The 12846-nt window shown below is 71.1% G+C and carries 15 protein-coding genes; 13 read left to right on the top strand and 2 right to left on the bottom strand.

Features of this window, described 5'->3' with window-relative positions:
- Positions 1–62: 62 nt before the first annotated feature.
- The 9 genes from ABZ404_RS05045 (at position 63) to ABZ404_RS05085 (ending at position 7869) form a co-directional block, all read left to right on the top strand.
- A complete protein-coding gene (locus ABZ404_RS05045; RefSeq protein ID WP_358836346.1) occupies positions 63–1076 on the top strand; it encodes a sugar ABC transporter substrate-binding protein in 1014 nt (337 codons plus the stop codon).
- Complete coding sequence (locus ABZ404_RS05050; protein WP_358836347.1) at positions 1073–2122, top strand: ABC transporter permease; 1050 nt, start codon at positions 1073–1075, stop codon at positions 2120–2122. Before ABZ404_RS05045 ends, ABZ404_RS05050 begins: the two co-directional genes overlap by 4 nt.
- Positions 2119–2955, top strand: coding sequence for an ATP-binding cassette domain-containing protein (locus tag ABZ404_RS05055; RefSeq protein WP_358836348.1), 837 nt, complete (start codon positions 2119–2121; stop codon positions 2953–2955). Before ABZ404_RS05050 ends, ABZ404_RS05055 begins: the two co-directional genes overlap by 4 nt.
- Before the next feature lie 181 nt (positions 2956–3136).
- Positions 3137–4285 carry an ROK family glucokinase gene (locus tag ABZ404_RS05060; RefSeq protein ID WP_358836349.1) on the top strand — a complete coding sequence of 383 codons (1149 nt, stop codon included), beginning with the start codon at positions 3137–3139 and terminating at the stop codon, positions 4283–4285.
- Positions 4285–4875 carry a hypothetical protein gene (locus ABZ404_RS05065; protein WP_358836350.1) on the top strand — a complete coding sequence of 197 codons (591 nt, stop codon included), beginning with the start codon at positions 4285–4287 and terminating at the stop codon, positions 4873–4875. Before ABZ404_RS05060 ends, ABZ404_RS05065 begins: the two co-directional genes overlap by 1 nt.
- 345 nt (positions 4876–5220) lie before the next feature.
- Complete coding sequence (locus ABZ404_RS05070; RefSeq protein ID WP_358836351.1) at positions 5221–5424, top strand: cold-shock protein; 204 nt, start codon at positions 5221–5223, stop codon at positions 5422–5424.
- Between the two features lie 169 nt (positions 5425–5593).
- Positions 5594–7084: a DEAD/DEAH box helicase gene (locus ABZ404_RS05075; protein WP_358990135.1), complete on the top strand. Its 1491-nt coding sequence runs from the start codon at positions 5594–5596 to the stop codon at positions 7082–7084.
- Between the two features lie 186 nt (positions 7085–7270).
- Positions 7271–7489: a CBS domain-containing protein gene (locus ABZ404_RS05080; protein WP_358837946.1), complete on the top strand. Its 219-nt coding sequence runs from the start codon at positions 7271–7273 to the stop codon at positions 7487–7489.
- Between the two features lie 56 nt (positions 7490–7545).
- Complete coding sequence (locus ABZ404_RS05085; protein ID WP_358837945.1) at positions 7546–7869, top strand: SCO5918 family protein; 324 nt, start codon at positions 7546–7548, stop codon at positions 7867–7869.
- A gap of 108 nt (positions 7870–7977) precedes the next feature.
- On the opposite strand, the gene ABZ404_RS05090 is transcribed toward ABZ404_RS05085, so the two are convergent.
- The gene (locus ABZ404_RS05090; RefSeq protein ID WP_358837629.1) at positions 7978–8352 is read right to left on the bottom strand and encodes a hypothetical protein; all 375 of its coding nucleotides are present in this window, start codon (positions 8350–8352) and stop codon (positions 7978–7980) included.
- 208 nt (positions 8353–8560) lie between these two features.
- On the opposite strand from ABZ404_RS05090, the gene ABZ404_RS05095 reads away from it, so the two are divergent.
- The 4 genes from ABZ404_RS05095 (at position 8561) to ABZ404_RS05110 (ending at position 11831) form a co-directional block, all read left to right on the top strand.
- Positions 8561–8917, top strand: a complete 357-nt coding sequence (locus tag ABZ404_RS05095; RefSeq protein WP_358837630.1) for a MerR family transcriptional regulator — start codon at positions 8561–8563, stop codon at positions 8915–8917.
- Positions 8918–9272: 355 nt separating this feature from the next.
- A complete protein-coding gene (locus ABZ404_RS05100) occupies positions 9273–9476 on the top strand; it encodes a cold-shock protein (protein ID WP_004986771.1) in 204 nt (67 codons plus the stop codon).
- A gap of 354 nt (positions 9477–9830) precedes the next feature.
- Positions 9831–11309, top strand: coding sequence for a DEAD/DEAH box helicase (locus tag ABZ404_RS05105; protein WP_358837631.1), 1479 nt, complete (start codon positions 9831–9833; stop codon positions 11307–11309).
- A gap of 318 nt (positions 11310–11627) precedes the next feature.
- The gene (locus ABZ404_RS05110) at positions 11628–11831 is read left to right on the top strand and encodes a cold-shock protein (protein WP_030325187.1); all 204 of its coding nucleotides are present in this window, start codon (positions 11628–11630) and stop codon (positions 11829–11831) included.
- A 165-nt stretch (positions 11832–11996) separates the two neighbouring features.
- On the opposite strand, the gene ABZ404_RS05115 is transcribed toward ABZ404_RS05110, so the two are convergent.
- Positions 11997–12557: a hypothetical protein gene (locus ABZ404_RS05115; protein ID WP_358834710.1), complete on the bottom strand. Its 561-nt coding sequence runs from the start codon at positions 12555–12557 to the stop codon at positions 11997–11999.
- Between the last annotated feature and the right edge of the window lie 289 nt (positions 12558–12846).

Below are 12846 nucleotides of genomic sequence, written 5' to 3' on the forward strand. Positions count from 1 at the left end.
CCGGGGCAGGCACGCACCAGTCCCGGGCGCACCTGGGAGTACAGCAAGAGGAGCACGGCGTCGTGGCAAGGGTTCGGACAGGGGTACGCGCGGTGGGCGCGGTGCTGGCGGCGGTGCTCGGGGTTTCCCTGGTGGGATGCAGCAGCACCGGGGGCAAGCGCGCCGAGGACGCGCGCAAGGCGGAGGCCGCCCAGGGCAAGGCGGCGGTGAACACCCCCCGCTGGAAGTTCGCCATGATCACCCACTCGGGCGACGGCGACACCTTCTGGGACATCGTCCAGAGCGGCGCCAAGCAGGCCGCCGTGAAGGACAACATCGACTTCCTGTACTCGCACAGCGACCAGGGACAGCAGCAGGCGCAGTTCGTGCAGACGGCCATCGACCAGAAGGTCGACGGGATCGTCGTCACCCTCGCCAAGCCGGACGCCATGAAGGACGTCGTCGCCAAGGCCGCGAAGGCCGGTATCCCGGTGATCACGGTGAACTCGGGCTCGGAGAAGTCCAAGGAGTTCGGCGCCCTCACCCACATCGGCCAGGACGAGACCATCGCGGGCGAGGCCGTCGGCGAGGAGCTCAACAAGCGCGGCAGGAAGAAGGCGCTCTGCGTCCTGCACGAGCAGGGCAACGTGGGCCACGAGCAGCGCTGCGCGGGCACCAAGAAGTCCTTCAAGGGCGACCTCCAGAACCTCTACGTCACGGGCACCAACATGCCCGACGTCCAGTCCTCCATCGAGGCCAAGCTCCAGGCGGACCGGTCCATCGACTCCGTGGTCACCCTCGGCGCCCCCTTCGCGGACACCGCCGTCAAGGCCAGGAACTCCGCGGGCAGCTCCGCCGAGGTCGACACCTTCGACCTGAACGCCAAGGTCGCCTCCGAGCTCAAGGACGGCACCCTCGGCTTCGCGGTCGACCAGCAGCCCTACCTCCAGGGGTACGAGGCCGTGGACCTGCTCTGGCTCTACAAGTACAACGGCGACGTGCTCGGCGGCGGCCTTCCGGTGCTGACCGGACCCCAGATCATCACCAAGGACGCCGCCGCCGAGCTGGAGAAGTACACGAAGCGGGGGACCCGATGACCGCCACCGCACCGGCGCCCGCGGCCGCCGGGGACGAGCGCCTGATCCACCGGTCCGTGCTGCGCAGGCTGCTCGGCCGCCCGGAGCTCGGCTCGGTCGTCGGCGCCATCGCCGTCTTCGTCTTCTTCTCGATCGTGGCGGACAGCTTCCTGCGCGCCTCCAGCCTCTCGACCGTGCTGTACGCGGCGTCGACGATCGGCATCATGGCGGTGCCGGTGGCGCTGCTGATGATCGGCGGCGAGTTCGACCTGTCGGCCGGTGTGCTGGTGACGACGTCGGCGCTCGTGTCGTCGATGTTCAGCTACCAGATGACGGCCAACGTCTGGGTGGGCGTCGGGGTCTCGCTGCTGACCACGCTCGCCCTCGGCGCCTTCAACGGCTTCATGCTGACCCGGACCAAACTGCCCAGCTTCATCATCACGCTCGGCACCTTCCTGATGCTCACCGGCCTCAACCTCGGCTTCACCAAGCTGATCAGCGGCACCGTCTCCACCAAGTCCATCGCCGACATGGAAGGCTTCGCCTCGGCGAAGAAGGTCTTCGCCTCCCAGCTGAGCGTCGGCTCGGTCGACCTCAAGGTCACCATCCTGTGGTGGCTCGGCCTGGTCGCGGTCGCCACCTGGATCCTGCTGCGCACCCGCTTCGGCAACTGGATCTTCGCGGTCGGCGGCGAGGCCGACGCGGCCCGCGCGGTCGGCGTACCGGTCTACAAGACCAAGATCGGCCTGTACATGGGCGTGGCGTTCGCCGCCTGGGTCTCCGGCCAGCACCTGCTCTTCTCGTTCGACGTGGTCCAGTCCGGCGAGGGCGTCGGCAACGAGCTCATCTACATCATCGCGGCCGTCATCGGCGGCTGTCTGATCACCGGCGGCTACGGCTCGGCGATCGGCTCCGCCGTCGGCGCGTTCATCTTCGGTATGACCAGCAAGGGCATCGTCTACGCCGAGTGGAACCCGGACTGGTTCAAGTTCTTCCTGGGAGCGATGCTCCTGCTGGCCACCCTGCTCAACGCGTGGGTGCGCAAGCGGGCGGAGGCGACGGCATGACGGACGCGACCCTGACCAAGAGCCCCCTGGTGGAGCTCGACGACGTCAGTAAGTACTACGGCAACATCCGCGCCCTGGAAGGCGTCTCGCTGGAGGTCCACGCGGGCGAGATCACCTGCGCACTGGGGGACAACGGCGCCGGCAAGTCCACCCTCATCAAGATCATCGCGGGGCTGCACCGGCACGACTCCGGCGCCTTCCGCATCGAGGGCGAGGACGTCTCGCTCGGCAACCCGCGCGAGGCGCTCGGCCGGGGCATCGCCACCGTCTACCAGGACCTCGCGGTCGTCCCGCTGATGCCGGTGTGGCGCAACTTCTTCCTCGGCTCCGAGCCGACGAAGGGGGCCGGCCCCTTCAAGCGGCTCGACGTCGACCTGATGCGCCGCACCACCCGCTCGGAGCTGCTGCGCATGGGCATCGACCTGCGCGACGTGGACCAGCCCATCGGCACCCTGTCGGGCGGCGAGCGCCAGTGCGTGGCGATCGCCCGGGCGGTCTACTTCGGCGCCAAGGTGCTGGTCCTGGACGAGCCCACCGCCGCGCTCGGCGTCAAGCAGTCCGGCGTCGTGCTCAAGTACGTGGCGGCCGCCCGGGACGCGGGCCTCGGCGTGGTCCTGATCACGCACAACCCGCACCACGCCTACCTCGTCGGCGACCGTTTCGTCCTGCTCAAGCGCGGGGCGATGACCGGCAGTCATCTGCGCAGCCAGATCACCCTGGACGAGCTCACCCGCCAGATGGCGGGCGGCAGCGAGCTGGAGGAGCTCAGCCACGAACTCCAGCGGGCCCCCGAGCCGAACCTGGGCGCCCGGGCCGCCGACAGCGGCGAGTGACGCCCGGGGCGCCCGGGGCGGTACGGGCGCGCGAGGTCCGGCCCCGGCCGGGGTGGCAGAATCGGGCACGGCGGGCGCCGTCCGCCGCCGGCCACCCCGGCTCCCCGAGACCACCAGGGACGACCCGAGTCGTGCGCGCTAATCCGGACACCCCCCTCCCTCGGCGACGGGGTGCGGCCCGATGAACACCTACCGAGGCTCCGCCCGGGCCACCGTCCTGCGCACCGTCGGCACCCGCGAGCGCCGCTCGCACCTGACCGCGCCCCGCGTCCCCACGGTCGGCATCGACATCGGCGGCACCAAGGTGATGGCGGGCGTCGTCGACGCCGACGGCGTCATCCTGGAGCAGATCCGCACCGAGACGCCCGACAAGTCCAAGAGCCCCAAGGTCGTCGAGGACACCATCACCGAGCTGGTCCTCGACCTCTCGGACCGCCACGACGTGCACGCCGTCGGCATCGGCGCGGCGGGCTGGGTCGACGCCGACCGCAGCACCATCCTCTTCGCGCCGCACCTCGCCTGGCGCAACGAGCCGCTGCGCGACGCCCTCCAGTCCCGGCTCGCCGTCCCCGTCATGGTCGACAACGACGCCAACACCGCCGCCTGGGCCGAGTGGCGCTTCGGCGCGGGCCGCGGCGAGGACCACCTCGTCATGATCACGCTCGGCACCGGCATCGGCGGCGCGATCCTGGAGGACGGCCGGGTCAAGCGCGGCAAGTACGGCGTGGCCGGGGAGTTCGGCCATATGCAGGTCGTGCCCGGCGGCCACCGCTGCCCGTGCGGCAACCGCGGCTGCTGGGAGCAGTACAGCTCGGGCAACGCGCTGGTCCGCGAGGCCCGTGAACTGGCCGTCGCGGACTCGCCCGTCGCGTACAACATCCTGGAGCGGGTCAAGGGCAGCATCCCCGACATCACCGGGCCGCTGATCACCGAACTCGCCCGCGAGGGCGACGCGATGTGCGTGGAACTGCTCCAGGACATCGGCCAGTGGCTCGGCGTCGGCATCGCCAACCTGGCCGCCGCTCTCGACCCGTCCTGCTTCGTCGTCGGCGGCGGCGTCAGCGCGGCCGACGACCTGCTGATCGGCCCGGCCCGGGACGCCTTCCGGCGCCATCTGACCGGCCGCGGCTACCGCCCCGAGGCCCGGATCGCCAAGGCGCAGCTCGGCCCCGAGGCCGGCATGGTCGGCGCCGCGGACCTCGCCCGCCTCGTCGCCCGCCGCTTCCGCCGCGCCAACCGCCGCCGGGTGGAGCGCTACGAGCGGTACGCCCAGGTCGCCGAGGCCGTACGCAAGACCGGCTCCGCCCGTGCCACCGAGGAAACGCCGTGATGACCCCCGCGGAGCGGCCCGCCGTGCCGCGCCAGTCGCCGCCCCCGGACGGGAGCCGGCCGCCGGAGGACCGCCGGCACATGATCCGCCGCCGCTGGGTCACCGCCGTGATCATCGTCCTGCTCATCGGGGTCCCGGCCGGCTATCTGGCCATCTCCGCCGGGCAGAGCCGCGACAGCGGGCGCGACAAGGAGAGCGAGGCCTCGGCGACCGGGCTCCAGCACGACTGGCCGTCCAAGACCCAGCGGCGCATCTACGACGTGCCGGTCCCGGACGACGCCACGGACGTGCGGTACTACGAGACCAACAGCTGGAAGGTCAGCAAGCTGTTCGTGTCCTTCAGGACCACCGCCGCCGGTCTCGCCGAGTTCCTGAAGGACTCCGGGAGCAGCACGGCGGCGCTGCGCCCCGGTGCGGTGGCGATCGGGGCCGCCGACGCGAGGAAGGTCGGCTGGACCTTCGCCTCCGGCCACGACTGGGCGGGCACCCGGCACGCCCAGAAGGACCCGCTGCCCACGCAGGAGATCACGGTGGACGAGAGCGACCCCGACAACCCGGTCGTCTTCGTCGTCTCCACGGCCACGCCCTGACGCACCCTCCCGCGCGGCCGCGTCCCCGGGCCGGAATACCGGCAGCAACCATGGGGCTCCGGCGTACGGATATCTGTCACCGCGACATGAGAATGAGAAGCGGGGCGCGATTAATAATAATGACGCGACAGGCCGGGGCGGAGAAATGTGCCGCGCACGGCCGATCGCACCGTGCTACTGTCGATCTCAGTTGCAGTTGTGGCGCCTGAAATCTTGCAGGTGTCCCGCCGGTCCATTCCGGCGGTGACCCTTTCTGGTCCCGGTTATTTCCGGCAGGGTGATCATCACGGCGACACGCAGTGCACACGGTGTGCGCTGCGAGCACCGCCCCGAAGGAGAAATAACATGGCTTCCGGAACTGTTAAGTGGTTCAACGCGGAAAAGGGCTTCGGCTTCATCGAGCAGGACGGTGGCGGCGCTGACGTGTTCGCCCACTACTCGAACATCTCCGCCCAGGGCTTCCGCGAGCTGCTCGAGGGCCAGAAGGTGAACTTCGACATCGCGCAGGGCCAGAAGGGCCCGACGGCCGAGAACATCGTTCTCGCCTGACGTCGACACGCACTTGCGCAGCTGGGGCCCGCACCTTGGGGTGCGGGCCCCAGCTGCTGCGTTTTCAGGGGTTGGTGAACCCCATTCTCCGGCTCGTTCTTGCGATTCTCTGCGCTGCTCGTCCGCTGCGGGAATTCCTTGATACGTGCCACGTCAAGGAAGGTTCCCCGTGGACCGCACGCGCATAAACGACCGCTCCGCCCGCACCCGCACCGGAAATCCCCGCTCCGGCGGTGAATTCCGCTCCGGCTCCTCGCGCCGCCCCTCGGCCCCCGGACGGCGGCAGAACGCGCCCCAGGGTGAGTTCGCGGTCCCGAAGACGCTCACCCCGGCCCTGCCGGCCGTCGAGGCGTTCGCCGATCTGGGCATGCCCGCGCAGCTGCTGGAAGCGCTGGGCCACGAGGGCGTGACCGTACCGTTCCCGATCCAGGCGGCTACCCTGCCGAACTCGCTCGCCGGCCGCGACGTCCTCGGCCGCGGCCGCACCGGTTCGGGCAAGACCCTCGCCTTCGGCCTCGCCCTGCTGGCCCGTACGGCGGGGCTGCGCGCCGAGCCGCGCCGGCCCCTGGCCCTCGTCCTGGTGCCCACGCGCGAGCTCGCCCAGCAGGTCACCGACGCCCTCACTCCGTACGCCCGCTCCGTCAGACTGCGCCTGACCACCGTGGTCGGCGGCATGTCGCTCGGCAGGCAGGCGGCCGCGCTGCGCGGCGGCGCGGAAGTCGTCGTCGCCACACCGGGCCGGCTCAAGGACCTCGTGGACCGCGGGGACTGCCGGCTGGACCAGGTCGCCGTCACCGTCCTCGACGAGGCCGACCAGATGACCGACATGGGCTTCATGCCCCAGGTCACCGAGCTGCTCGACCAGGTGAAGCCCGGCGGCCAGCGGATGCTGTTCTCGGCCACGCTGGACCGCAACGTCGACCAGCTGGTCCGCCGCTATCTGACCGACCCGGTGGTCCACTCCGTCGACCCGTCCGCGGGCGCGGTGACCACCATGGAGCACCACGTCCTGCATGTGCAGGGCGCGGACAAGCACCGGACGACCACCGAGATCGCCGCCCGCGACGGGCGCGTGATCATGTTCCTGGACACCAAGCACGCCGTGGACCGGCTGACCGAGCACCTGCTGAACAGCGGGGTACGGGCGGCCGCGCTGCACGGCGGGAAGTCCCAGCCGCAGCGGACACGGACCCTGTCCCGGTTCCGGTCCGGGCATGTGACGGTGCTGGTGGCGACGAACGTCGCGGCGCGCGGCATCCACGTCGACAACCTCGACCTGGTCGTCAACGTCGACCCGCCGACCGACCACAAGGACTACCTCCACCGCGGCGGCCGTACCGCCCGGGCCGGTGAGTCCGGCAGCGTCGTCACGCTCGTCACGCCGAACCAGCGCCGCGACATGAGCCGGCTGATGGCCGCCGCCGGGATCACCCCGCAGACCACCCAGGTGCGCTCGGGTGAAGCCGAACTGAGCCGGATCACCGGCGCCCAGGCCCCCTCGGGCGTCCCGGTCACCATCACCGTGCCCGCCGAGGAACGCTCCCGCCGCTCCGCCTCCTCCGCACCCCGCGGCCGCCGCGGCACCGCGGGCCGCGGCAGGTCCGGCGCCGACACGGCCCGCCGCACGGCCCAGCGCCCGGCCTCGGCCGAGGCCGCCTAGACCGTTCGCGTCTCCCCCCGCCACCGCGGGCCCGCGCGCACCGCGCCCGGCCCATCGTGAGCGGACCACCCGTCCCCGTCCCCGCAGGAGAGTCCTTTGACACCCGTCCAGACCCGGCAACGCCCCGCCCCTCACCACGGCACGGCCGAGGCCGCCGACCTGTCGGGCCCGCGCGTGAGTGACGACATGACCGTGGAGATGGCCCTGTCCGTCATGGCCGGTGCCCGGGTCGGGTTCCTGCTGCTGTGCGACCGGGACGAGCAGATCACCGGCTCGGTCACCCGGACCCGGCTGGCCGCTGTCCGTGACAGCGCCGCCTACACGGACCGGCTCCGGCTGCGGGACGTCCTCGCCGCCGACGGCCGGCCCGGCTCCACCCCGGGCGTCCTCGCCCTGTTCCGCTGATCCACCCCGCCGTCCCCCGGCCGCCCCGTCGCCCTTCTTCCACCCTGTGAGGCACCATGCGCTGCGTCATCGCCCGTTTCCCCTTCGAGCTCACCAAGAGCGGGGTCGTGACCTCGATGAAGGGTGTGAAGCCCGAGATCATCACGGGGGAGTCCGTGCTCATCGGCCGCCGCCACTACCCCGTCAAGCAGGTGGGCGAGGTCATCACCCGCCAGGACCGCCGCGACTTCACCGGCCAGGAGGTCACCCGGGCCATGGCGCGGCTCGGCTTCAGCTGCCGCGGCCCCGAAGCGGCCGCACCCGTGCCGCTGGCGACGCAGGCCACGCCGATGCAGACCGCCTCGGCGCTGCTGGGCGGCCCCGGCCCGCTGGGGCTCTGACGACGACCGCCGCACGCCGGTCCGTACCGGACAGCGGGTCCGTACAGGACAGCGGGGAAGGGCCCTGCCGACACATGTCGGCAGGGCCCTTCCCCGCTGTACGAGGTCTCAGTGGTCGGAGTAGCTGAAGTCGCCCACGGTCCAGGCGCTCACGTCCTTGATGGCGACGCGGTACATCCCCCCGGTCTCGGGAATCCCGACGTTCCCCTGGAGGATCCGGGCGAGATGGAAGTGCAGATGGGTGGGCTCCCCGTCGTCGTCGGTACGGCCCCGCGGCGGGTCCGCGGTGAAGACGTCGGAGAACGGGCCCAGATGGTCCGAGTCCTTGAGTACCTCCGAGACTCGCTCCCTCCATACGGCTTCGGGAGCCAGCCGGCCGGTGATGACAGCTCCACCGACCACCACGGTCAGCGACATCTGATTGCTCTGCCCGGATTCCACCATGGTGGAGATGCCGACGAGCAGGTCGTCAGGGTTCGACATGGGACGAGATTCTATCCACCCCTCCTCGGCGCCCGGCAGAGGCCCACTTCCCGAAGAGCACCCGCGGTAGGAGATGAGGGGTACGTCACACACGCGGCGCCGGAAGGCAAGGCCTGCGCGGCGGTGACTGGGGCGGATGGTGTTGACTTTCCCCCGGGCCAGGCCGTACGGCGTCCGGGCCACTCGACGCGCCGCACAACGAGGTGACATGACAGCAGACAGTCCGCTGGGCGATCGTCTGGACGACGACGACTACCCCGCCTACACCATGGGCCGGGCCGCCGAGATGCTCGGCACCACTCCCGGCTTCCTCCGGGCCATCGGGGAGGCCCGGCTCATCACGCCCCTGCGCTCCGAGGGCGGCCACCGGCGCTACTCCCGCTACCAGCTGCGGATCGCCGCCCGGGCCCGGGAGCTGGTCGATCAGGGGACCCCGGTCGAGGCGGCCTGCCGCATCGTGATCCTGGAGGACCAGCTGGAGGAGGCTCAGCGCATCAACGCCGAGTACCGCCGCACGGCACAGCGGGCAGCGGACGCCTCCGAGGGCGACGCGGGTGCTGCCTGAAGGCGAGCGTTCCGGCCGGCACCGGGCCCACGACACTCACCGCTGTTCCCGAAACAGTGCACACCGCGCGGTCAATATCTGTTCCCGTCAAGGGAGAGTTCCACGGACCATGCGGGAAGGGTTTGTGTCGTCCCGGGAAAGGTCGAATTAGTCACTCCGCACGGGCCGTTCCGGCGTGCTACTGTCGATCTCAGTTGCAGTTGTGGTTCCCGAAACTTCAAGTGCCCCCACCCGGCTCCGGCCAGGTGGGAGCACTTTTGTCTTTCCGGTTGTATTCCGGGCGGGGTGATCATCGCGGCGACTCGGTGTCCGCACAGTGCGGATGCCGATGCACTGCCCCTAAAGGAGATATGACATGGCTACTGGCACCGTGAAGTGGTTCAACGCGGAAAAGGGCTTCGGCTTCATCGAGCAGGACGGTGGCGGCGCCGACGTGTTCGCCCACTACTCGAACATCGCCGCGCAGGGCTTCCGTGAGCTGCTCGAAGGCCAGAAGGTGAGCTTCGACATCGCTCAGGGCCAGAAGGGCCCGACCGCCGAGAACATCGTTCCGGCCTGACGCTCACGCACCATCTGTAGCTGGGGCCCGCATCCCTCGGGGTGCGGGCCCCAGCTGCTCGCTTTTCCCGCGCGGTTTCCCCCGCACCCCGCAGGACCTCCCGGAACGTATCCGGGGGTTCCCGCGTCGCAGGGTCCTGGCTCAAAGACGCGGCGGCTTCCCGAAAAGCCGCACCGTAGCCGACACCGGCTCTCCAGGTCCCCTCGCGTCACCCACATTCCCAGCACCCGCGCCTCCGGATGATTTCCACCGGAAAGGCACTGCTGCTTTTCACCGGTTCATACTTGTCGTTCTGCATGCCGTTCATTCGCTGCGGGAATTCCTTGATATGGGCCACATCGAGGAAGGTTCCCCATGAACCGCACCATGACGAACGACCGTTCCAGCCGCGCCCGAAGGAGCGGCGGCGACGCCGGAAGGGGCGGCAGCCGCTACGGCTCGCAGGCGCCGCGCCGCTCGGCAGCGCCGGGCCGCTCCGGCGGTTACGGCCGCCGGCCCGCGGCGGTGCAGGGCGAGTTCGCGCTCCCCGAGACGATCACCCCCGCCCTGCCGCCCGTCGAGTCGTTCGCCGATCTCGACATGCCCGCGCAGCTGCTGGCCGAACTGGGCAGGCAGGGCCTGGACGCGCCGTTCCCGATCCAGGGCGCGACGCTGCCGAACTCGCTGGCCGGCCGGGACGTCCTGGGCCGTGGCCGCACCGGTTCCGGCAAGACGCTCGCCTTCGGCCTGGCCCTGCTGGCCCGCACCGCGGGACAGCGCGCCGAGCCCCGCCAGCCCCTGGGGCTGGTCCTCGTACCGACGCGTGAGCTGGCACAGCAGGTGACCGACGCGCTCACCCCGTACGCCCGCACCCTCAGGCTGCGCATGGCCACCGTCGTCGGCGGGATGTCGATCGGCAGGCAGATCAACGCGATGCGCGGCGGAGCCGAGATCGTCGTCGCGACCCCGGGCCGGCTCAAGGACCTCATCGACCGGGGCGACTGCCGGCTGAACCAGGTGGGCGTCACGGTGCTGGACGAGGCCGACCAGATGGCCGACATGGGCTTCATGCCGCAGGTCACCGCGCTGCTGGACCAGGTACGCCCGGAGGGGCAGCGGATGCTGTTCTCCGCGACCCTGGACCGCAACGTCGACCTGCTGGTGCGCCGCTATCTGACCGACCCGGTCGTGCACTCGGTCGACCCGTCGGCCGGTGCGGTCACGACGATGGAACACCACGTCCTGCACGTCCAGGGCGCCGACAAGCAGGCCGCCACGACCGAGATCGCCGCCCGCGACGGCCGCGTGATCATGTTCCTGGACACCAAGCACGCCGTCGACCGGCTGACCCAGGACCTACTCAACAGCGGGGTACGGGCCGCCGCGCTGCACGGCGGCAAGTCCCAGCCGCAGCGCACCCGTACGCTGACGCAGTTCAAGACGGGGCACGTCACCGTGCTGGTCGCGACCAATGTCGCGGCACGCGGGATCCACGTCGACAACCTGGACCTCGTCGTCAACGTCGACCCGCCGACCGACCACAAGGACTACCTCCACCGCGGCGGCCGTACCGCCCGCGCCGGTGAGTCCGGCAGCGTCGTCACGCTCGTCACGCCCAACCAGCGCCGCGGCATGGTCCGCCTCATGTCGGACGCCGGGATCAGCCCGCAGACCACCCAGGTCCGCTCGGGCGACGAGGCCCTGAACCGGATCACCGGCGCCCAGGCCCCGTCCGGCATCCCGGTCGTCATCACCGCGCCGGTGGTCGAGCGCCCCAAGCGCGGCGCGACCTCCCGGGGCCGGCGCCGTCCCTCCGGGGCGCCCCGGCGTACGGCCGCCGCCACGGTGGCGTAACCCAGCGGTCCGCGACGGGGCCGGGGGCCCGGACGGTGCGCCGTCCGGGCCCCCGGCCCCGTCACCACGGCGGCCTGCGGGGCGCGGGCCCGTCCGCGCCGACGCGCCCGTCCGCGCGGTCTCGGTGTGCCGTGTGATCGTTCCTCTGGTGACGCGGCGTGCGGGCGTGTAGCGTTTGCGTCAGCTGTCGTGGTTCGGAGTTCCCCATTGCCCACGCCTTGGCGTGGGCGTTTTGCTGTGCTGTGCCGCAGGAACCAGGGCGATCACCTCCGCCTTCCGCATGGAGCGGGAGGCGTTCATCGACTGGAAGGCATGACTATGGCTACGGGAACAGTGAAGTGGTTCAACGCGGAGAAGGGCTTCGGCTTCATCGCCCAGGACGGCGGCGGCCCGGACGTCTTCGCCCACTACTCCGCCATCAACTCCTCGGGCTTCCGTGAGCTCCAGGAGGGCCAGACCGTGACGTTCGACGTCACCCAGGGCCAGAAGGGCCCGCAGGCCGAGAACATCAACCTCGCCTGACCCCACCCGCTCTGCCCGCCCGCGCGGACGCGCCGCCCCACCCGGGCGAACGCGCCCGCGCGCGCCGGGCGTGCACAGGACCGGGGGCCGCGCAGCAGTCGCCGCGCGGCCCCCGCTTCGTTCGGGCGCCGCTCGCAGGAGCGGATGCGTCCCTACGGCCTTCCGTCAGGCACGCGTCCAGGCGTCGACGAAGGCCCGCCGCCCGGCCGGGTCGTCCGACCTGCGGTCCGCGTGCAGGACGCGCCAGGCGGTGAGTTCGAGGTCCCGCAGCCACAGTTCACCGATGACCTGGGTCTTCAGATCGGGCAGATGGTCGGACTCCCCGAGGGCCTGACCGATCACCTCCCCGGCCGCGACGCGCTGGGACGGCGTCATCTCGTCGACGGCGGAGAGAAGCTGCCGGGCCAGACCGGTCCCCTCGCCCGCCAGCGCGTGCGACACCTCGGCCTTGATGTTGGCGGGCAGCAGGTAGGCGGTCCCCGAGGACCTCCACAGCTCCGACCAGAACCGCTCGCCCGCCTCAGTGGGGGCGGGGAGCGCGGCGAGCAGCCCCAGGAGATGGCCGATGGCCGCGTACCCACTGGAGTGGGCGGCCGCGACGACGGCGATCCCGGCGACCCCCTCCACGTCGAGACGGCCGGCTTCCCCGTCCCGGGCCAGACCCAGCTGATGTCTCAACTGCTCGGTGAGGGGCGCGGATACGTGGGGACGGACTTCAGGGAGCATCGGCGATCCTTGCGGGTAGGCGACCGGAGTTTCCCGTTCGGAAGCTCTGATCGTTCCCAGGAACGGCCGATCTACTCGGACTGCGAGGGACCTGCCGTCGGGGCCCAGGGCCCCGGAGCCGACCCGCCGCAGAGGCGGCCCGTAGCAGTCGAGGAAGTCCTGCCCCCGAGGTGTCGGCCTGACCAGGCCCACCCCGGCTCCTGACCAGGCCCACCCCGGCTAGGGGACACCTCCCGGCAGATGAGAGGGTCGGGCGAGTGAGCGAGACGTCGAAGAACACCCCGGCGTC

This window comes from Streptomyces sp. NPDC005878, from assembly GCF_040629815.1.
In the GTDB taxonomy this organism is placed as follows: Bacteria; Actinomycetota; Actinomycetes; order Streptomycetales; family Streptomycetaceae; genus Streptomyces.

Bases quoted from the DNA above. Each gene is read 5' to 3' on its own strand.
- ABZ404_RS05050 (WP_358836347.1), top strand. From the start codon at position 1,073: ATGACCGCCACCGCACCGGCGCCCGCGGCCGCCGGGGACGAGCGCCTG.
- ABZ404_RS05055 (WP_358836348.1), top strand. From the start codon at position 2,119: ATGACGGACGCGACCCTGACCAAGAGCCCCCTGGTGGAGCTCGACGAC.
- ABZ404_RS05060 (WP_358836349.1), top strand. From the start codon at position 3,137: ATGAACACCTACCGAGGCTCCGCCCGGGCCACCGTCCTGCGCACCGTC.
- ABZ404_RS05065 (WP_358836350.1), top strand. From the start codon at position 4,285: ATGACCCCCGCGGAGCGGCCCGCCGTGCCGCGCCAGTCGCCGCCCCCG.
- ABZ404_RS05070 (WP_358836351.1), top strand. From the start codon at position 5,221: ATGGCTTCCGGAACTGTTAAGTGGTTCAACGCGGAAAAGGGCTTCGGC.
- ABZ404_RS05080 (WP_358837946.1), top strand. From the start codon at position 7,271: ATGACCGTGGAGATGGCCCTGTCCGTCATGGCCGGTGCCCGGGTCGGG.
- ABZ404_RS05085 (WP_358837945.1), top strand. From the start codon at position 7,546: ATGCGCTGCGTCATCGCCCGTTTCCCCTTCGAGCTCACCAAGAGCGGG.
- ABZ404_RS05090 (WP_358837629.1), bottom strand. From the start codon at position 8,352: ATGTCGAACCCTGACGACCTGCTCGTCGGCATCTCCACCATGGTGGAA.
- ABZ404_RS05095 (WP_358837630.1), top strand. From the start codon at position 8,561: ATGACAGCAGACAGTCCGCTGGGCGATCGTCTGGACGACGACGACTAC.
- ABZ404_RS05100 (WP_004986771.1), top strand. From the start codon at position 9,273: ATGGCTACTGGCACCGTGAAGTGGTTCAACGCGGAAAAGGGCTTCGGC.
- ABZ404_RS05105 (WP_358837631.1), top strand. From the start codon at position 9,831: ATGAACCGCACCATGACGAACGACCGTTCCAGCCGCGCCCGAAGGAGC.
- ABZ404_RS05110 (WP_030325187.1), top strand. From the start codon at position 11,628: ATGGCTACGGGAACAGTGAAGTGGTTCAACGCGGAGAAGGGCTTCGGC.
- ABZ404_RS05115 (WP_358834710.1), bottom strand. From the start codon at position 12,557: ATGCTCCCTGAAGTCCGTCCCCACGTATCCGCGCCCCTCACCGAGCAG.